This is a genomic window from Protofrankia symbiont of Coriaria myrtifolia (assembly GCF_900634755.1).
Classification (GTDB): Bacteria; Actinomycetota; Actinomycetes; order Frankiales; family Frankiaceae; genus Protofrankia; species Protofrankia coriariae.
The window spans coordinates 1-19,371 of sequence record NZ_CAAAFS010000224.1; the positions used below are offsets into that span (position 1 = coordinate 1).

General features: G+C 70.4%; 14 protein-coding genes and 3 pseudogenes. 13 read left to right on the plus strand and 4 right to left on the minus strand.

Going from position 1 to position 19,371, the window contains the following annotated elements:
- The first annotated feature begins 439 nt into the window (after positions 1-439).
- From CM1CMNOD_RS12580 to CM1CMNOD_RS12590, 3 genes are all read left to right on the plus strand, one after another.
- The gene (locus CM1CMNOD_RS12580) at positions 440-889 is read left to right on the plus strand and encodes a helix-turn-helix transcriptional regulator (RefSeq protein ID WP_043603644.1); all 450 of its coding nucleotides are present in this window, start codon (positions 440-442) and stop codon (positions 887-889) included.
- A 5-nt stretch (positions 890-894) separates the two neighbouring features.
- Positions 895-1,305, plus strand: a complete 411-nt coding sequence (locus CM1CMNOD_RS12585; RefSeq protein WP_043603647.1) for a VOC family protein — start codon at positions 895-897, stop codon at positions 1,303-1,305.
- Positions 1,306-1,425: 120 nt separating this feature from the next.
- Complete coding sequence (locus CM1CMNOD_RS12590; protein WP_013873993.1) at positions 1,426-3,894, plus strand: ATP-binding cassette domain-containing protein; 2,469 nt, start codon at positions 1,426-1,428, stop codon at positions 3,892-3,894.
- Positions 3,895-4,192: 298 nt separating this feature from the next.
- Here CM1CMNOD_RS12590 and CM1CMNOD_RS12595 read toward each other — a convergent pair whose 3' ends face one another.
- A complete protein-coding gene (locus tag CM1CMNOD_RS12595) occupies positions 4,193-5,089 on the minus strand; it encodes a LysR family transcriptional regulator (protein ID WP_013873994.1) in 897 nt (298 codons plus the stop codon).
- Positions 5,090-5,630: 541 nt separating this feature from the next.
- Between CM1CMNOD_RS12595 and CM1CMNOD_RS12600 the strand changes: the two genes are divergently transcribed.
- The 10 genes and pseudogenes from CM1CMNOD_RS12600 to CM1CMNOD_RS24070 form a co-directional block, all read left to right on the plus strand.
- The gene (locus CM1CMNOD_RS12600; protein ID WP_013873995.1) at positions 5,631-7,010 is read left to right on the plus strand and encodes an NtaA/DmoA family FMN-dependent monooxygenase; all 1,380 of its coding nucleotides are present in this window, start codon (positions 5,631-5,633) and stop codon (positions 7,008-7,010) included.
- A 216-nt stretch (positions 7,011-7,226) separates the two neighbouring features.
- A complete protein-coding gene (locus tag CM1CMNOD_RS12605; RefSeq protein ID WP_013873996.1) occupies positions 7,227-8,786 on the plus strand; it encodes an ABC transporter substrate-binding protein in 1,560 nt (519 codons plus the stop codon).
- 193 nt (positions 8,787-8,979) lie between these two features.
- The gene (locus tag CM1CMNOD_RS12610; protein WP_013873997.1) at positions 8,980-10,014 is read left to right on the plus strand and encodes an ABC transporter permease; all 1,035 of its coding nucleotides are present in this window, start codon (positions 8,980-8,982) and stop codon (positions 10,012-10,014) included.
- A 1-nt stretch (position 10,015) separates the two neighbouring features.
- Positions 10,016-10,963, plus strand: a pseudogene (locus tag CM1CMNOD_RS12615) (ABC transporter permease).
- Positions 10,960-11,979, plus strand: coding sequence for an ABC transporter ATP-binding protein (locus CM1CMNOD_RS12620; protein ID WP_083828279.1), 1,020 nt, complete (start codon positions 10,960-10,962; stop codon positions 11,977-11,979). Before CM1CMNOD_RS12615 ends, CM1CMNOD_RS12620 begins: the two are co-directional and overlap by 4 nt.
- The gene (locus CM1CMNOD_RS12625; protein WP_043603651.1) at positions 11,969-12,829 is read left to right on the plus strand and encodes an ABC transporter ATP-binding protein; all 861 of its coding nucleotides are present in this window, start codon (positions 11,969-11,971) and stop codon (positions 12,827-12,829) included. Before CM1CMNOD_RS12620 ends, CM1CMNOD_RS12625 begins: the two co-directional genes overlap by 11 nt.
- Before the next feature lie 161 nt (positions 12,830-12,990).
- Positions 12,991-14,400, plus strand: a complete 1,410-nt coding sequence (locus tag CM1CMNOD_RS12630) for an NtaA/DmoA family FMN-dependent monooxygenase (RefSeq protein WP_013873998.1) — start codon at positions 12,991-12,993, stop codon at positions 14,398-14,400.
- A pseudogene (locus CM1CMNOD_RS12635) lies at positions 14,397-16,297 on the plus strand (FAD-dependent oxidoreductase). Before CM1CMNOD_RS12630 ends, CM1CMNOD_RS12635 begins: the two are co-directional and overlap by 4 nt.
- Positions 16,294-17,352 carry an LLM class flavin-dependent oxidoreductase gene (locus CM1CMNOD_RS12640; RefSeq protein ID WP_013873999.1) on the plus strand — a complete coding sequence of 353 codons (1,059 nt, stop codon included), beginning with the start codon at positions 16,294-16,296 and terminating at the stop codon, positions 17,350-17,352. Before CM1CMNOD_RS12635 ends, CM1CMNOD_RS12640 begins: the two are co-directional and overlap by 4 nt.
- A gap of 6 nt (positions 17,353-17,358) precedes the next feature.
- Positions 17,359-17,466: pseudogene (locus CM1CMNOD_RS24070) on the plus strand (alpha/beta hydrolase); the annotation flags it as partial.
- 155 nt (positions 17,467-17,621) lie between these two features.
- Here CM1CMNOD_RS24070 and CM1CMNOD_RS12650 read toward each other — a convergent pair.
- From CM1CMNOD_RS12650 to CM1CMNOD_RS12660, 3 genes are all read right to left on the minus strand, one after another.
- Positions 17,622-17,951, minus strand: a complete 330-nt coding sequence (locus tag CM1CMNOD_RS12650) for a hypothetical protein (protein WP_013874001.1) — start codon at positions 17,949-17,951, stop codon at positions 17,622-17,624.
- A gap of 73 nt (positions 17,952-18,024) precedes the next feature.
- Positions 18,025-18,558 (minus strand): hypothetical protein, encoded by a 534-nt coding sequence (locus tag CM1CMNOD_RS12655; RefSeq protein WP_131774001.1) that lies wholly within the window; start codon positions 18,556-18,558, stop codon positions 18,025-18,027.
- Positions 18,559-18,907: 349 nt separating this feature from the next.
- Entirely contained in the window at positions 18,908-19,237 is a 330-nt protein-coding gene (locus CM1CMNOD_RS12660; protein WP_050803528.1) for a DNA-processing protein DprA, read from the minus strand.
- Positions 19,238-19,371: the final 134 nt, after the last annotated feature.

Genomic DNA, 19,371 nt, shown 5'->3' on the forward strand with positions numbered 1-19,371 from the left:
ACTACACCCCCTCCGACGCGGTCGTCGGCCACTACCACGGCGTTACCTACCACGACCCCGCGAACCCGGTGGACACCAAACGCGCCCAGTGCCGCCAGCAACTGGCGGCACTACGAGCAGGAACCGACAGCAACAACGGGCCCTGGGGATAAGCAGCAAAAAGACAAGGATGTGAATCCGCTGTCGTTATGACAGCACCAGACTCACATCCTTGAGCCCTTCACAATCATCCAATGATGATCATGTTGTTCTGGCCGGCGTCAGGAGCTTGTGAGGATGACGAGTTGCCGGGTCGCTCGGGTCATCGCGACGTAGCGGTCGACCGCTCCTTCGATACCGTTACCGAACGTTTCCGGGTCGACGAGGACGATCAGATCGAACTCGAGGCCTTCCGACAGCTCCGGGGGCAGCGACCTTGCGGTGTGGCACGATTTCGCAGGTGACGAGCAGACCCGCCGCGGCACAGCGCCTGAGCGATCTCGCCCGGCTGCGCCGCGTCCGCGATCGGATCGACCGGGAGTACGCGCGGCCGCTGGACGTCGAAGCGCTCGCCCGCGGCGCGCACATGTCGGCCGGGCATCTCAGCCGCGAGTTCCGGCGCGCCTACGGCGAGTCGCCGTACGCCTACCTCATGACGCGGCGTATCGAGCGTGCGATGGCGCTGCTGCGTCGTGGCGACCTGAGCGTCACCGAGGTCTGTTTCGCGGTGGGCTGCTCGTCGCTGGGCACCTTCAGCAGTCGCTTCACCGAGCTGGTCGGTGTGCCGCCCAGCGTCTATCGGCGCCAGGCGGCGCACGTGACGGCGGGGATGCCGTCCTGCGTGGCGAGACAGGTGACCAGACCGATCAGGAATCGAGAAGCGCCGGCCCGCGAGCCGCACCTAGCGTGACCGCCATGGGCATCACCATTCACGCGAGCTTCCTCCCGCACGACGACCCGGACGCCGCCCTGGCCTTCTACCGCGACACCCTCGGCTTCGAGGTCCGCAACGACGTCGGATACGGCGGGATGCGCTGGATCACGGTCGGCCCCGCCGACCAGCCCGGCACGTCCATCGTCCTGACGCCGCCGGCCGCCGACCCCGGCGTCACCGACGACGAGCGCCGCACCATCGTCGAGATGATGGCCAAGGGCACCTACGCCGGCATCCTGCTGGCCACCGCCGACCTCGACGGCACCTTCGCGCGGCTGCAGGCCGGCGACACCGAGGTCGTCCAGGAGCCGACCGAGCAGCCGTATGGCGTTCGCGACTGCGCCGTCCGCGATCCCGCGGGCAACCTGATCCGCATCCAGGAGCTGCGCTGAGCCGGCCGGCGATCGTGGCCACGACCCGCGCTCCCCGACCGACGGGTTCCGAATGGCAGGTCCGACCGACGAGTTCCGAATGACAGGTGCCGAATGACGAGTGCCGAACATGGAGACACGATGAGCACGGCCATAAGGACGGGCCCGCGGCCGTCCGCACCGCACGTTGCCGACAGTCACGAGCTGATCCGGGTGCGGGGCGCGCGCGAGAACAACCTCAAGGACGTCAGCGTCGAGATCCCGAAACGCCGGCTGACGGTGTTCACCGGCGTCTCCGGCGCGGGCAAGAGCTCACTGGTGTTCGGCACGATCGCCGCGGAGTCGCAGCGGCTGATCAACGAGACGTACAGCGCCTTCGTACAGGGCTTCATGCCGACGCTGGCACGGCCCGAGGTCGACGTGCTCGAGGGGCTGACAACCGTGATCATCGTCGACCAGCAGCGGATGGGTGCCGACGCCCGCTCCACGGTCGGCACCGCCACCGACGCGGGCGTGCTGCTGCGCATCCTGTTCAGCCGGCTCGGACGGCCGCACATCGGCCCGCCCAACGCGTTCTCGTTCAACGTCCCCTCGGTCCGGGCGAGCGGTGCGATCACGGTCGAACGCGGTGCCGGTAGGACCGTGACACAGACCTTCACCCGCGCCGGCGGCATGTGTCCGCGCTGCGAGGGCCGGGGAACGGTCACCGACTTCGACCTGTCCGCGCTGTACGACGACAGCAAGTCGCTCAACGAGGGTGCGCTCACGATCCCCGGCTACAGCGTCGACGGCTGGTACGGCCGCATCTTCAGCGGCTGCGGCTTCCTCGACCCGGACAAGCCGATCCGCAGGTACACCAGGAAGGAGCTCCACGACCTCCTCCACAAGGAGCCAACCAAGATCAGAGTCGACGGTGTCAACCTGACGTACGAGGGCCTGATCCCGAAGATCCAGAAATCGTTCCTGTCCAAGGACGTCGACGCGCTGCAGCCGCACGTCCGCGCCTTCGTGGAGCGGGCGACGACGTTCACCACCTGCCCCGAGTGCGACGGCACCCGGCTGGGCGAGGCGGCCCGGTCGTCACGGATCGGCGGGATCACCATCGCCGACGCGTGCGCGATGCAGATCAGTGACCTGGCCGGATGGGTCCGCGGCCTCGACGAGCCGTCGGTGGCGCCGCTGCTCGCGGCGCTGCGACGGATCCTCGACTCGTTCGTGGAGATCGGGCTGGGCTACCTCTCGCTCGACCGGCCGTCGGGCACGCTGTCGGGCGGCGAGGCGCAGCGCGTCAAGATGATCCGTCACCTCGGCTCCTCGCTTACCGACGTCACCTACGTCTTCGACGAGCCCACCACCGGCCTGCACCCCCATGACATCCAGCGGATGAACGACCTGCTGCTGCGGCTGCGGGACAAGGGCAACACGGTGCTCGTCGTGGAGCACAAGCCGGAGACGACCGCGATCGCCGACCACGTCGTCGACCTCGGCCCCGGTGCCGGTGCGGCGGGCGGCGCCGTCTGCTTCGAGGGCACCGTCGAGGGGCTGCGGGCCAGCGGCACCCTCACCGGCCGCCATCTCGACGACCGGGCCACCCTCAGGGAGACGGTGCGGACGCCCACCGGCCGGCTCGCGATCCGCGGCGCGTCAGCGCACAACCTGCGCGACGTCGACGTCGACATCCCGCTCGGGGTGCTTGTCGTCGTCACCGGCGTCGCCGGCTCCGGCAAGAGCTCGCTCGTGCACGGCTCACTGCCCTACCTGACGGCGCCAGCCGGCGCGGGTGTGGTGTCGATCGACCAGGGCGCGATCCGCGGCTCGCGACGGAGCAACCCGGCGACGTACACCGGGCTGCTCGACCCGATCCGCAGGGCGTTCGCAAAGGCCAACGGCGTGAAGCCGGCGCTGTTCAGCGCCAACTCCGAAGGCGCCTGCCCCACCTGCAACGGCGCCGGGGTCATCTACACCGACCTGGCGATGATGGCCGGCGTCGCCACCACCTGCGAGGAGTGCGAGGGGAAACGGTTCGAAGCGTCGGTGCTGGAACACCACCTCGGCGGCCGCGACATCAGCGAGGTGCTCGCGATGTCGGTGACCGAGGCCGCGGAGTTCTTCGGTGCCGGCGAGGCGCGCACGCCGGCCGCGCACACCATCCTCGGCCGGCTCGCCGACGTCGGGCTCGGCTATCTCAGCCTCGGCCAGCCGCTCACCACCCTGTCCGGCGGCGAGCGGCAGCGCCTGAAGCTGGCCACCCACATGACTGAGAAGGGCGGCATCTACGTCCTCGACGAGCCGACCGCGGGTCTGCACCTCGCCGACGTCGAGCAGCTGCTCGGCCTGCTCGACCGGCTCGTCGACGCCGGCAAGTCTGTCATCGTCGTCGAGCACCACCAGGCGGTCATGGCGCACGCCGACTGGATCATCGACCTCGGTCCCGGCGCCGGCCACGACGGCGGCCGGATCGTCTTCGAGGGCACCCCCGCCGACCTCGTCGCCGCCCGCCGCACCCTCACCGGCGAGCACCTCGCCGCCTACATGGCACCTGACCGGGACACTCGGACGCCCGCGGAAATCGCCTCTGCGGCCGTGCCCACCGGCCGCCGTAACCGGTGAGACGCTCGGACATCCGCGGAAATCGCGCCTCCGCGCCTGCCGCGAAGCCGGGCGGTCTCCGACCGCCGGACCCCGCGATGACAGTCCGTGACGTCGTGACGTAGTCACGGCGAACATAGCCGCAACATATATGTGCGCGCACGGCGCCGCTTTCACGGCCACGCCGCCAGACCCCGCCCCGACCCTGACACCGGAAGATGAGGAAGGCGATCATAACAATGAGGGAACAGGTGGCTACTACAGCAACCACTTACGTACTCGTTCCGGTGCGGGGAGCAGCGGGGGGCTGGGTATGGAGTTAGGCGCCTTTGGCGAGTTCCAGGTTTGTGACGATGGTCTTTGCCGCGGCCTGCGTAAGGAGTTGCTGTAACGCCTCCGCGACGCGTTGCGCGATTTTTGCGGACAGGCCGTGCCGGGACCAGACGGCCAGCGGCAGCGGCGCCGGCCTGGGCAGGTCGTCGCGGGCGACAAGCCCCTCGGGAGTCTGGCCCAGAGTGGCCATCAGCGCGACCCCGAGACCGGCCCCGACCGCTGCCTGCACGCCGGCGAGCTGGATGGCCTCCGCGCCGATCACCGCGGGGATCGCGTGGAGCGACAGGGTCTCCAGCGCTCGGGTGCGCAGCGCGCAGGGCTGGTCGAAGGCGACCACCGGTATCGGCTGCGCCGGCGACGGCCGCCGCCAGGTGGGGGCGGAGTACCAGATCAGCTCCAGCTCGCCGACCGGCCGCGCGCGCGGGTCGTCGGCCGGGCCGAGGAGTAACGCCAGGTCAACCCGGCCGGCGTCAAGCCCTTCGCGCAGTTTGGTGCCCCGGTCGATGCGGAACCGGACGTGGCAGTGGGGCAGCGACTGCGTCAGTACCGTGGCGAGGAACGGCAGCAGATGGGCCGCGCCGTGCTCGGTCGAACCGATGACCACCGCCTCCTCGGTACCCAGGCCGAAGCTGTGCAGGGTCTCGTCGTGCAGGGTCAGGATGCGCCGCGCCTGGCTGAGCAGGTGCTCACCGTCGCGGGTGAGACGGGAGCCGCGCCCCTGGCGCTCGACCAGGGATCGCCCCGTCGCGGATTCGAGGCGGCGCACATGCTGGCTCACCGCTGCCTGGCTGAGGTGCAGAGACGCCGCCGCTCGCTGAAAACCGCCACAGTCCGCGACAGCTACGAAGCTGCGCAGTGGGGCGATGTCCAGAGTCCGTCTCATGGTAGCCAGGCTATCGGGCAAACCTACTGTGTTTGTCGGGTTGGTGAAAAATCCATCGCGAGATGCGATAAATCGCCATCACGAAGCATTGTTGGACATCCGGTCGCGCACGCCCCATGCTCATCGGCATGACCCAGTCGGCCACCGTGCTGCTCACGTGTTGTCGCTGGCTCGACCTTGCGCGCAGCCAGGCGACCCGCTGTCGCTGACCCGATCCGCCCGCTGAATCCGGTCGGGCCGCGACTCTGCGCTGTCGTTGCCTCGCATCGCCGTTGATCCGCAGCGTCGTCACCCTGTGCCACCGTTCCCATCGGCATGCACGGTCGTCGAGCCGCGCGGTCGCCTGACCCCACCCGGTTGCTGACCCGACCGGTTGCCGTGTGACCGCCGCCCGGCGGGCGGCACGGGGCGCCCTTTCCCACCCTGCTCCACCAGCCCTTCCCGCCCCATCAGCGTGCCCGTCGTGCCGGAACCAGCGCCGGCCTGACGGCCGGGCCGTCCCAGCGCGCTCGCCGCCCAGTTACCAGGAAGGTCTCACCGCATGTCTGCTCGTACGCTCAAGCTGGGCGCCGTCCTCCTCGGAGTCGGCGGCCCGGGGCAGCACAACACCTGGCTGAGCCCCGAGATCCCGGGCAACGCCAGCGTGGACGTCCGCTGGTACATCGCCCGGGCGCGGCAGGCGGAGGCCGCGAAGTTCGACCACGTCTTCATCGTGGACAGCCAGTTCATCACCCCGGACTCGCCGAACCACTACCTCAGCCGGCTCGAGCCACTGACGCTGCTGTCCGCGATCGCCGTGCACACCAGCCACATCGGCCTGGTGGGTACGATCACCACCTCCTACAACGAGCCGTTCAACGTCGCCCGCCGGCTGGCCTCGCTCGACCACATCAGCGGCGGCCGGGCCGGCTGGAACGTCGTCACCAGCGGTGACGCCGGGACGGCGGGCAACTACAGCCGCGACGAGCACTACGACTACGAGACCCGTTACGGGCGGGCGTTCGAACACGTTCAGGTCGCCCAGGGGCTGTGGGACTCCTACGAGGCCGACGCCTTCCCGCGCGACAAGGAACGCGGCGTGTTCTTCGACCGCAGCCGCCAGCACGCGCTGCACCACAGGAGCGAGTACTTCTCGGTGGTCGGGCCGCTCAACCTGGAGCGCACCCCCCAGGGCCAGCCGGTCATCTTCCAGGCGGGCGACTCCGAGGAAGGCCGTGACCTGGGCGCGAGCATCGCCGACGCGATCTTCACCCATGCCGGGACGCTCGAGCAGGCGCGGGCGTTCCGCAGTGAGCTGCGGGCGCGGGCCGCGGCCAGGGGGCGCAACCCCGAGCATCTGCTCGTCGTCCCGGGAATTTTCCCGATCATTGCCGACAGCGACGAGGAGGCTCGCGCCAAGGAGGACGCGATCCTCGGCGCGAAGAGCTTCGCCCGGGCGCTGGCCGAGCTCGGCCGCCCCTTCGGCTGGCACGACTTCTCCCAGTACGACCTGGACGCGCCGTTCCCCGAGGTCGGCGACGTCGGCGCGCGCAGCTTCCGGACCCATGCAGAGAAGATCAAGAAGCTGGCCCGGGAAAGAAACCTCACGCTGCGTCAGGTGGTCGAACACCAGCTCCAGGAGCAGCGCTCGCCCTTCGTCGGTTCGCCGCGCACCGTCGCGGACGAGATCGAGCGCTGGTTCGACGGCGGCGGCTTCGACGGCATCAACATCAGTGTGACGGTGCCCAGCGAGTTCGCCCGGTTCATCGACCAGGTGCTGCCGATCCTGCGCGAACGCGGTGTCGTCCGCAGCGAGTACGAGTCGACGACGCTGCGCGGCAACCTCGGCCTGCCCGTCCCGGAGAACCGGTACACCGCGGCCCGCCGCCAGCCGCCAGCCGCAACAGCCTGCCGCCACCACCGCGGCCGCCGACACCGCTGACACCGCCGACGCCCCGGCCGCCGACACCGGCTCCGCGCCCGCCCCCGCCGCTGCCTCCGACCCCGCGGGTGCGGCGTCGCTCCTCGTCTCCTGAGCCCGTCTCCGCAGGTCGCGGCCTGCGCCGCACACAACATCCCGCGCGGCACCGCCCCGTCAGGCACCGCCCGCCCGGCCCACGATCCGGTCTCACCGGAGCCCGACCAGAGAAAGAAGATTATGATCTCCGAGCGACACCTGTCGTCCGTCCGCCGCTTCAGGCGTGGGTCGGTCCTCGGGGCCTTGCTGGCGCTTGCGGCCCTGCTGGTCAGCGCCTGCGGCAGCCAGGGCACCGGCTCCACCGCGGGCAGCGGCGGCTCGGCCACCCTGAAGTGGGCCACCTCCTACTTCCCGAGCCACTGGGACCCGGTGGTCTCCGGCAGCGGTGCCCAGTTCCGCCAGCTCGCCCTGGTCTACGCATCCCTGACCAGGACGGACGACAAGGGCAACGCGGTCCCGGACCTGGCCCAGAGCTGGACCTACAACGATGCCGGTGACGAGGTCACCTTCCACCTGCGGCCGAACCTGACGTTCAGCGACGGCACCCCGGTCAACGCCGAGGCGGTCAAGAACGCGATCGAGCGGGCCAAGACGCAGAAGAACTCGGCCCTGTTCGGTGACCTCACCTCGATCAGGTCGGTCACTGCCAACGGCGACCTCGACGCCGTCGTCCACCTCACGCAGGTCGACCACCAGATCCCGCTCCTGCTCGGCGAGCGCGTGCTGCAGATCGCCAGCCCGCAGGCCGCGGCCGACCCGGCGAAGCTCGACCAGAACCCGGTCGGCGCCGGGCCGTTCATCATCGAGCAGCTGATTCCCGGCACGAAGGCCGTCCTGAAGAAGAACCCGAACTACTGGGACGCGGCGAACATCCACATCGACCGGGTCGAGCTCGTCTCGGCCCCGGACGCGGCCACCGTGGTCTCCGGCCTGCAGACGGGTGTCTACAACTTCGCGGACCTGGGGCAATCGCCGAGCCAGGCCAAGGCCGCCACGGCCGCCGGCCTGGACGTCTTCGTGCAGCCCGGCTTCAACGCCTCGAACATCAGCCTGAACATCAACAAGGCGCCGTTCAACAACCCGAAGGTCGTCGACGCCGTCCGGTATGCGATCAACCGCCAGGAGTACGTCGGCAAGCTCACCTTCGGCTACGGCCAGGCGACCGACCAGCCGTTCCCGGAGGGCTACGTCGCCTACGACCCGAAGTCGAAGAACCTATACCCCTACAGCCCCGAGAAGTCCAGGCAGCTTCTTACCGAGGCCGGCTACCAGCCCGGCCAGATCAAGCTGGACCTGGTCATTTCCACGGAGAACCCGCAGGCGGAGATCGTGCAGTCGCAGCTCGCGGCGATCGGGATCACCGTCAACATCAAGATTGACAAGAACTGGGCGACGCCGTTCTTCGCCAAGGACCTGACGTTCTCGCTGTACGGCACGACCGGCCGTGACTCCGCGGCCCAGACCCTCACCGCGCACTTCGGGCCGGACGGGCCGCTGAACCTCAGCTCCCCGTACGAGCCGGCGGGGTTCGAGGAGGCGATCGCGAAGGTCCGCGGGACGCCGCTGGACGCGCCGGAATACCCGCAGGTCCTGCAGGAGGCCACCCGCGCGGGGCTGCAGAGCCAGGCGCTGATCTTCACCCACTCCTCGCCGAACCTGTTCGCCAAGAACAAGGCGATCTCCAACCTGCCCCGCAACCCCGGCCACATCGACTGGACCGGCGTCACCATCGGTGACTAGGGCATCCGCCAGATATGCCCTGATCTCACCGGTCGCCACATCCCGTAGTCCGGATCCCAGCGATCCGTAGACCAGATCCCAGTAATCCAGATACCGGATACCGGATACCGGCAGCCCAGCCCGACGACATCCGTTCCGGCTGAAAAGCAGCCCAGCCCGACGAGAATTCCGACCCGAAGAAAGGAGGCAACCCATGGCGGTGAGCACGGCTGGCTACGCGGTCGTGCCTGACCGGCGTGGACAGGTCGCCGTGGCCAGGGCGCGACGGGCGGCCGGCCGCGGCCTGGTCACCCTCGCCCGCTCAGTTTCGATCTTCGTTCCCGTCTTCCTGGTGGCGACCTTCGTGACCTTCGCGCTGAGAGCGATCAGCGGGCTCAGCCCGGCACAGATCCAGCTCGGGGAGAGCGCCACTCCGGAGGCAGTCGCCCGGATCGAGCGGGCGTGGGGCCTCGACCGCCCCTTCCTCGCCCAGTACTGGACGTGGTTCGAGAACATCCTGCACGGTGATCTCGGCGTCAGCTGGGCCAACGGCGCCGACATCGCCACGTTGATCGGCAACGGCCTGTCCATCAGCCTGTCGGTGGCGACAGCAGCGTTGATCATTGGCATCGTCGGCGGCTTCGCGCTGGGTACGCTGGCCGCGCTGCGCCGCACCACCTGGATCGACCGGGCGATCACCGGCTTCACCACGATCATCTCGGTGACGCCGCCGTTCGTGGTCGGCATCGTCCTGGTCTCGATCTTCGCCGTCGGGCTGGGCTGGTTCCCCTCCGCCGGGTACGTCCCGGCGAGCGCGGGCACCTGGCCGTGGCTCTCCCACATCCTGCTGCCCGCGCTGGCTCTGAGCTTCGACACGGTCGCGGACGTCGCCCGGCAGCTGCGGGCCGGCCTTATCGCCGCCTACCAGGAGAACTATGTGATCGGCGCGGTGGTGCGGGGGCTGAGCCCGCGGCGGATCTTCTTCCGGCACGTGCTGCGCAACGGCACCGGGCCGGCCCTCGCGGTGCTCGGCCTGAAGTTCCCCATGCTCATCGGCAGCTCGGTCGTCACCGAGTGGATCTTCGGGCTACAGGGGTTCGGACGGTTCGCCAACGACGCGGCCCAGGCCGGTGACGTGCCGGCCGTCCAGGGCGTGCTGGTCATCTCGATCGTCCTGGTCGTCACCTTCAACCTGATCGTCAACGTCATCCTGGCCCGGGTCACCCCGGCCTCGCAGCGGGGGTTGTGACATGGTCCGTCGCATCCTCGGCCTGAACGCGGGCCGCATCGCCGTCGGCGTCCTGTTCGTGATCGTGCTGCTGGCGGTCCTCGGCCCGGTGCTGGCCCCGCACGACCCGCTCGAGACGAGCCCGCAGACGCTCGCCGGCCCGTCCTGGTCGCACTGGCTCGGCACCGACTACCTGGGCCGGGACGTGTTCAGCCGGCTGCTCGACGGCTCCCGCACCAGTGTGCTCGGCGCCCTGCAGGTCGCGCTGATCGCGCTGGTGGTGGGGGTTCTCCCCGGCATCCTGTCGGTGTACCTGGGCCGCCTGTTCGAGTGGTGCACACTGCGGATCACCGACACCCTCGTCGCGCTGCCGTTCCTGGTGTACGCCGTGGCCATCACCGCGCTGCTCGGCAACGGGATCCCGCAGGCGATGTTCGTCGTCGGCGTGCTCGTCTCGCCGCTGTTCTACCGGGTGTCACGGGCGGCAACGCTGGCGGTCGCCCGGTCCCAGTACGTCGAGGCGGCGCTGATCGCCGGGGCGTCGGTCGGCCTGGTCGTGCGCCGGCACGTGTGGGGGAAGGTGCTGCCACCGATCGCGGTGGCGCTGGCTTACACCATCGGCACCGGCTTCGTCGTCGTCTCCAGCCTGACCTTCCTCGGCATCGGCGTGCAGCCACCGGCACCGACCTGGGGTGGGCTGCTCGCCTCCGCCCTGGGCTACCTGGCGTACCAGCCATGGGCCCCGATCGCGCCCGCCGTCCTGATCATGGCGACGGTCTGAGGCAGCAACCTGCTGGCCGACGCGATCCGCGACGTCTCCGGCGAGGCCGGCCGGGCGCTGCTGAACAGCCGCCGGGCACGCGCCCATCGTGCCGGCAACACCGGCAACACCGGCAACACCGGCAACACCGGCAACACCGGCAACACCGGCAACACCGAACCGCTCTCCGCCGGAGGTGCTGCCCGATGAACACGGCCCTTCCCAACAGCACGGCCCTTCCCGACAGTACGGCCCCCGCCGCGGCCGGCCCCACGACACCCGCGTCCGCGTCCGCCGAGGTGTCCGCGGCGAGCACACCGGCCCCAAGGAGGGCGGAGGCAGTCTCGGCGGAGGCGGAGGCGGCCGAGACGGCCGCGGCGGACGCCGCCGTACTGGTGGCCCGGGACGTACGGATCCGGGACGAGGTCAACGACCGTGAGATCGTGCACGGCGTCTCGTTCGAGCTGCGGCCCGGCAGGGCGCTCGGCATCGTCGGCGAGTCCGGCAGCGGCAAGACGCTGACCTGCCGGGCGCTCCTCGGCATCCTGCCCGAGCACCTCACCGTGTCCGACGGGTCGATCGAGATCGCCGGCCGGGACATCGCCGGCCTGACCATCCGCGAGTGGACCGGCCTGCGCGGGTCGACGATCAGCGCGGTGTTCCAGGACCCCGCGTCCTACCTCAACCCGTCCGTCAAGGTCGGGACGCAGATCGCCGAGGTCATCCGGGTCAAGCTGGGCCTGGGCCGGCGGGCGGCACGGCAGCGCACCGTCGAACTGCTGGCCGCGGTGCACCTGCGCAACCCCGAACTGGTCTACGACCAGTACGCCTTCGAGCTGTCCGGCGGGATGCTCCAGCGGATCCTGATCGCCGCGGCGATCGCCGCCGGCCCACAGGTGCTCATCGCCGACGAGGTGACCACCGCGCTCGACGTCACCGTGCAGGCCGAGATTCTCGACCTGCTGGCCGACCTGCAGGAGCGGACCGAGCTCGCGCTCGTGGTCGTCTCGCACGACCTGGCCGTCGTCGCGCAGGTGTGCGACGAGGTCCTGGTGATGCGCCAGGGCGACGTCGTCGAACGCGGGGCGACCGCGGACGTGCTCTACCGCCCGCGGCACGAATACACCAGGCTGCTGATCGCCGAGCACGAGCAGTACGGCCTGGAACGGTACCTGGACGGCCCGACCGGCCCCGAGGAACGGAAGGTGCTCGACGGTGTCCACTGACGTGTCCACGGCCACTGGCGTGTCTGCCGACGACCAGCCGGTTCTCGACGTCGCCGGCCTCGAGGTGCACTACGGGCGGGGGCGCCGGCGGCGCCGGGCGCTGCACGGCGCCGCCCTGACGGTGCACCGCGGTGAGACCGTCGGAGTGATCGGAGAGACCGGCTCGGGCAAGTCGACCTTCGCCCGGGCGGTGCTGGGCCTGGTGCGCTCCTCCGGCGGCCGGATCCGCATCGCCGGCGAGGAGGTCTCCGGATACTCCCACCAGCAGTGGCGGGCGCTGCGCCGGCGCGGCGTCGTCCAGTACGTCTTCCAGGACCCGCTGCGCAGCCTCGACCCGGACCTCACCGTCGGGGAGTCGCTGATCGAGCCGTTGCTGATCCAGGGCGTGCCCCGCCGGGAGGCGATCGCCCGCGGCCGCGCCTACCTCGTCCGGGTCCGCCTGGACGAGGAGCTGTTCGCCCTGCTGCCCGGGGAGCTCTCCGGCGGCCAGCGCCAGCGCGTCGCCGTGGCGCGGGCCCTGGTCGCCGAGCCCGCTCTGATCATCCTGGACGAGCCGGTCAGCGCGCTCGACTCCGCCAACCGGGTGGGCGTCCTGGAGATTCTCAAGGAGCTGCGGGACGCCGGCGTCGCGCTGATCTTCATCTCGCACGACCTCGGGTCCGTCGCCGGCGTCGCCGACCGGATCGCAGTGCTCTACCAGGGCGAGCTCGTCGAGGTGGGTGCCGCCCGCGCGATCATCAACGCCCCGCGGCACCCCTACACCCGCCTGCTCGTCGGCTCGGCGCCCACGCTGCGCTCCGCCGCCACCCGCGCCGAACGCGAGGCGCTGCGCGCCCTGCTGCACGTCTGACCACGAGATCCGCCGCGCTCCTGCTCCCCGCCGCTCCCATCTGCCGGTCTCCATCTGCCGGCCTGATCCGCGTCGATCCGCCGGCCGCCCCGGTCCTACCGGTCCCACCGATCCCACCGATCCCACCGGTCCCGGCCGACTTCCGCCGAAGAGGAAACGACATGACCCGCGAGCTCCACCTTGCTCTGAGCGCCTACGGCGTCGGTGGCCCCGGCCAGCACGGCCTGTGGAAGGACCAGCGTGTCCCGAAGAACGCCAGCGTCGACATCAACTACTACATCCAGCAGGCGCAGACCGCCGAGCGGGCGCTGTTCGACGCGTTCTTCATCGTCGACAGCCAGTTCATCAACGCCAGCTACCCGGCGCACTATCTCAACCGGCTCGAGCCGCTGACGCTGCTGTCGGCGGTCGCGACCCACACCAGCGCCCTCGGCCTGGTCGGCACGGCCAGCTCGACGTACAACTCGCCGTTCAACCTCGCCCGGCGGTTCGCCTCGCTGGACCACATCAGCGGCGGGCGCGCCGGCTGGAACGTCGTCACCAGCTTCGACACCCAGACGTCCCGCAACTACGGGCTGGACGAGCACCTCGACTACGGCACCCGGTACGGCCGTGCCCTGGAGGCGGTGCGGGTGGTGCGCGGGCTGTGGGACTCCTACGAGGCCGACGCCTTCCCCGCCGACGTCGAGCGCGACGTCTTCCTCGACCCGACCCGGCTGCACGCCCTCAACCACGTCGGCGAGCACTTCAGGGTGGCCGGGCCGCTGAACCTGTCGCGGTCGCCGCAGGGCCAGCCGGTGATCTTTCAGGCGGGGGTCTCCGAGGAGGGACGTAACCTGGCCGCCCACATCGCGGAGGGCATCTACGCCCCCGGCGAGTCGCTGCCGCAGGCACAGGAGTACTACCGCGACATCAAGACACGCGCCGCCGCGCTCGGCCGCGAACCCGGCCACGTGGTCATCTTCGTCGGCGCCAGCCCCGTCGTCGGCGACACCGACGAGGAGGCGCACCGCGTCTCCCGCGAGATCTTCGAGGCCGACAACGACTTCGACCGCAAGCTCGCCTTCCTCGGCCGCGCTTTCGGCGCCTACGACTTCGGCCAGCACGACCTCGACGCCCCGTTCCCCGACATCGCGCACCTGGCCGAGAAGGGCGGCCGCACCCGCGGCCTGGAGATCGTCTGGCGGGCCCGCGAGGCCGGTCAGACCCTGCGCCAGGTCGTCGAGACCCTCACCGAGTACCGGCCGTCACCGTTCACCGGCGCCCCGGACACCGTCGCCGACACCATCGAGCACTGGTTCCGGACCGGCGCGGCAGACGGCCTGAACCTGCGCTTCCGCACCCACGACGACCTGGAGCGCTTCATCGGCGACGTGGTCCCGCTGCTGCAGAAGCGCGGCCTGTTCCGCACCGAGTACGAGGGCGGCACCCTGCGCGAGAACCTCGGCCTGCCGTTCCCCGTCAACCGCCACACCCTGGAACGCGCGGCGGCCGCGGCCGGCGTCGACGCGGGTTCCGGCGCCGAGCCCGTGGTCGCGGGCGTCGCGGGTAGCGCGGGTGGTGCGGCATGACCGTGTCGGTGACGGCGTACTCGGTGACAGGTGGGCGCGACATCCACACCGTGCGGGTCCCGGCCGCCACCCCGCCGGGCGAGGTCGACGTGCTGATCGTCGGCGCCGGTCCGGTGGGCCTGTCGGCCGCGGTCGAGCTCACCGCCCGCGGGGTCGAGGTCGCGGTCGTCGACCGGGCCCGCACCGCGACGCTGGTCCGGGCCGGCGCGATGGGCCACAACCCGCGGACGGTGGAACACTTCCGCCGCTGGGGGCTGCTGCAGCGGATCCGGGACGAGTGGACCTTCCCACCGGAGTGGAACCGGGGCATCCGCCTGGTCACCTCCCTCGTCGGCCACGAACTGGGCCAGCCTCAGCAGCCGTCCTTCACCGGGCTACCCGACGGCGGGCCACTCGCCGGCCGCCACTCGTCGCAGGAGGCGCTGCGCCGCCCGCAGACCGCGCTCCAGCAGGTCTTCCTCACCCATCTGGCCGAACGCGGCGTCAGCGTCTCCGGCGGCTGGCGGCTGGACGCGCTGCGAGAGCACACCGACCGCATCGAGGCTGTTCTCCTCGCGGCCGGCTCCCCCACAGCCGGCTCCCCGGAAACAGCCTCTCCCGAGGTAGGCGCGGCGCGGCGGACCGTCCGGGCACGGTACGTGATCGGCGCGGACGGCGGCAGCAGCACGGTCCGCAAGCTGGCCGGCATCGAACGTGAGGGCGAGCACGCCACCGAGAAACGGCTGCGGCTCATCGTCCGCACCGGTGACATCACGGGCGTCGTCGGCGCGGCGCCCAGCGGCACCAACATCGTCTTCAACCAGCGGGCCGCGGGCTTCCTGGCGGCGGTGAGCACCCGTGAGTGGCGGGTGTACGCCGGGCCGTACCCACTCGGCTACGAGCCTCCCGAGGCCGAGCTGATCGACATCGCCCGGGCGGCGTTCGGCTTGGACCTGGACCTGGAGCTGGTCTCGGCGACGACCTTCTACGACGCCACCCGGATCGCGCGGACGTTCCGCCGCGGGCGGGTGCTGCTGGCCGGCGACGCCGCCCACGTGCGCACCCCGGGCGGCAACCTGGGCGAGGGCTTCGGCGACGTGGCCAACCTCGGCTGGAAGCTCGCCGCCGTACTCGCCGGCCAGGCACCCGACACCCTGCTGGACTCCTACGACCAGGAGCGCCGCCGGCACAACTGGCGGTCGCCGACCACGCGCTGGAGCGCGGCCGGCAGTCGCAGGCACTGGTGGCGGAGCTGCGCGAGCTCGGCATCCCCGACGACGCCGACACCAGCGCGCAGGCGCGGGCGCGGCGCGCCGAGATCAGCGCCCGCATCGCCCGGAACCCGTTCGCCGCGGCCGGTGTGACGTTCGACGAGCGTTACGACGCATCCGCGGTGATCTGGTACGAGGACAGCCAGTCGGGCACGGAGCCGCCGTGGCACGCGGACCACTACGAGGACGACCCGCGCCCGGGCCATCGCGCGCCGGACGGCTTCGTCGACTCCTACGGCGACACCCTCTACGACCGGATCGGCAACAGCTTCGCGCTGCTGGTGCTGTCCGCGGACCGGGCCGTGGAGCGGGCGTTCGTCACCGAGACGACGGCCCGCGCGCTGCCGTTCACGGTCGTCCACCTCACCGATCCGTCGGCCCGCGCGCTGTACGGCGCCGACAACGTGCTGGTCCGTCCCGACCAGCACGTGGCCTGGCGCGGCGGCAAACTCCCCACCGGCGGCGCCGGGGCCGTCCTCGACCTCGTCCTCGGAGTGGATGTCCCCGCGGCGGTCCGCCCCGCGGCCCCCGCCAGCCCGGTGCCCGCGGACGCCGTCCCGGTGCCCGCCGTTCCCGCCGGTGCCATCCCGGCTCCGGCAGGCGCATCCGCATCCGCCCAGTCGGCCCTGAAAGGCGCCAGCGCATGACCGATCGACCCGGCGGCCGGCCGCGTTTCCGGCTCGGCTTCCTCACCCACGTCCAGGGACGTGCCGACGACCGGGGACGTACCAACTTCACCGCGGCCTACCGCAACGCCCAGGAGCTGTTCGTCGTCGCCGACGAACTCGGCTTCGACGTCGGCTGGGTGGCCCAGCACCACGTGTCGCTGGGCGGCGGTGGCCTGCCCTCACCGTGGACGTTCCTGGCCTACGCCGCCGCCCGCACCAGGCGCATCCGGCTCGCCACCGCGATCACGGTCCTGCCGTTGGAGGACCCGGTACGGCTGGCCGAGGACGTGGCGGTCGTCGACACCCTCAGCGGCGGCCGGGTCGAGATCGGCGTCGGCAGCGGCGGCAGCGAGCTTGAGTACGCCGTGTTCGGCCGGGACGTGGCCCACCGGCGCGAGCTGACCAGCGAAGGGCTGGCAGTACTGCGCAGGGCGCTCGCGAACGAGGAGGTCGGCGCGCCCGGGTTCACCATCCAGCCGGCCGCCCGCGACTTCACCGACCGGGTCTGGCAGGGCGTCTTCAGCCAGCCAGGTGCGCGGTACGCCGCGGCGGCGGGCTCGAACCTGCTGCTCAACCGGGCCACCTACGGCTATGACGAGCCCACCGACGAGGTGCAGCGGCCCTGGGCGGACGCCTACCTCGCCGCCTGGGAGCAGCCGCGGGCGCCGCGCATCGGGCTGTCGCGGTTCATCTTCCCGGCGGCCGACCGCCGCACCGCGCTGGCCCAGATCGGCCCGGACGTCCTCGCGGCCGCCCAGCGGTTCTCCGTGCGCGGCGCCTTCCCGGCGGGGATCGACACCGAGGAGGCGCTGCGCCGCTTCCACTCCTTCTACGGCCATCCCGACGAGCTGATCGAACAGTTGCGCCGGGAACGGGTACTGCCAGTCGCCACCGACCTGATCGCCCAGTTCAACCCGGCGGTGATCGAGCAGGACGCGGCGATCCGGGCGCTTGAGCTCATCGCCACCGAGGTCGCCCCCGCGCTGGGCTGGCAGCCCGCGTCCACCGCCGAGCCCCAACTGGCAGGAGCGTGAAAGCCCATGACCGACTATCTCGACTTCACCGGCCCCGAGGGCCTGCGCACCCACGGGACCGTTCTGGTCGTGCCGGGCCGGGGGGAGAGTCCCGCCGTCTACCGCCGCCTCGGCTGACGGCTGACGGCTGACGGCTGACGGCTGACGGCTGACGGCTGACGGCTGACGGCTGACGGCTGACGGCTGACGGCTGACGGCTGACGGCTGACGGCTGACGCGTGCGGGTGCTCGACGCGCCGGCCCCGGTCGCACGCAGATCGAGAATAATCTCAGGGAATGCTCAGAATGATGCGGTACGGCAACAGTCGGAGCCCGTCCGGAGTGGCCAGAACACCGGCTTCGCGCAGGCGCTGCTCGAAGCGTTGCCACTCATGCTGTTCGCCTATTTCCTCGGCGTCGTCGGGCAGGACCACGTTATGGACGTCGCGCACGATATGGGTAAGTAAGATCTTGTCCAGCGGCGCGGATGTCGTCCACCCTCGGTCATCCAGGAGCGTCACTTCACGCCCGTTGGACAGCAGCGCGAACTCGCGTACCTCGCACCACGTCCCGCCATCCGGGCTTTCCTTGAGATCGCCCCAGGCACCGAGACCTGTCACAGTTACCGGACCTGCGTTCATAATCGCATGATACGCGGTGCTCAGCCCACGTTGCCGGGCCGCGGACGTTCTTTTAGCGTCGTTGAAGCGTCCGGGTTGCGCGGATTCCCAATATGACGATCACGACCAGGAGCGAGCAGCCCTCGACGACGCCCCAGGTATACACCGCCACCGGGCTGGGCTGAAACCCCGCCTCCGTTGCCAGACGCCGCGTCATCTCGGTCAGAGCCAGGATCGGTATCAGGAGTTTGCTGATTACCGCGCGAGTCTGCCAGCCTCGTCCCGACCGCCCGGCGATGCCGAGAACCGGAGCCACGACGACGGCGACCACGACCCAGAAGCCGGTCGTGGTGACAAAACCTCGCCAGTCCGTGTACGTCGCCAACAGCGGATCTGTTTCATCCACCGTGCGGTAGACTCCACGCGAAAGATCGCTGAGGCTGTATGCGACCACGGCCGCGACCAGACCGAGCAGCGCCGCCACCGACGCGCGCAGAGCTGACGCGGCACAGGACCGTCCTAAAAAATAGGCCAGACCGGCCCAGGTCCATCCCGTGCCGAGGACGAGGCTGAAGGCTGTGAACGGCGGCCAGGAGGCGCCGTTCAACCGTGACACCACCAGCCCGAAAAGGCCTCCTCCCACAACGGCGGAAGCCGCCCAGGCGAGCCGTAACAGACGAGACATTCAGGCCCCACGGCACAGAGGAGAAATTCAGTGCTACGCATTTCCCGAGTGTACCCGGACCCATGATCTGTCGTAGTCACCCGCGTGTCCCCACAGTCGCCCGAGGCCACGACGAGCATGACCACCAGCACGAAAGAAAGACCGTGGTTCGGGATCCCCGTGCAGATGCTGCAGGTGGCTCCGGGCGCCCATCGGGCATTGCGGAGGAACGGGCTTTCCGTGCTGCCGATGAGGTCGCGGAGTGTGTCGAGAGCGGGTGAGCGGGTGACCATCAGACGGCGATCTGGCTGAGAACCGCTTCCAGTTGGCTCGGACGTTGGGCAAGCTGTTCGACCACGGTTCTTACCTCGGCGATCGACGACGCGACGTAGACGTCGGGACGACCGACGAGTTCTCTGCCCCACTCGGTGCTGTCGACGACAAGGTCGGCCAGGATCACCGGCCGGCCGTGGTGCACCGCCATCCGGGCCTGAATGCGAGCGCCACTGTGTTCTCCCGCCTCGACGACGATCGTGGTGATGCCGTAGCCGGACATCACCGCATTACGCATCGGGAAGTTACGCTGCTGAGGCGGCGCGTCCGGCCAGAACTGCGACAGCACCAGCCCCGTCTTCGCGATGCGCTCCTGAAACCCGCGGTCGGCTTGGACGACATGGCCGACAGATTGGCTGTCCGCGCCGGGGACGGACGGGCGCTGACACGCCGTTCCTACTCACCAAGCACTACAAGTACGGT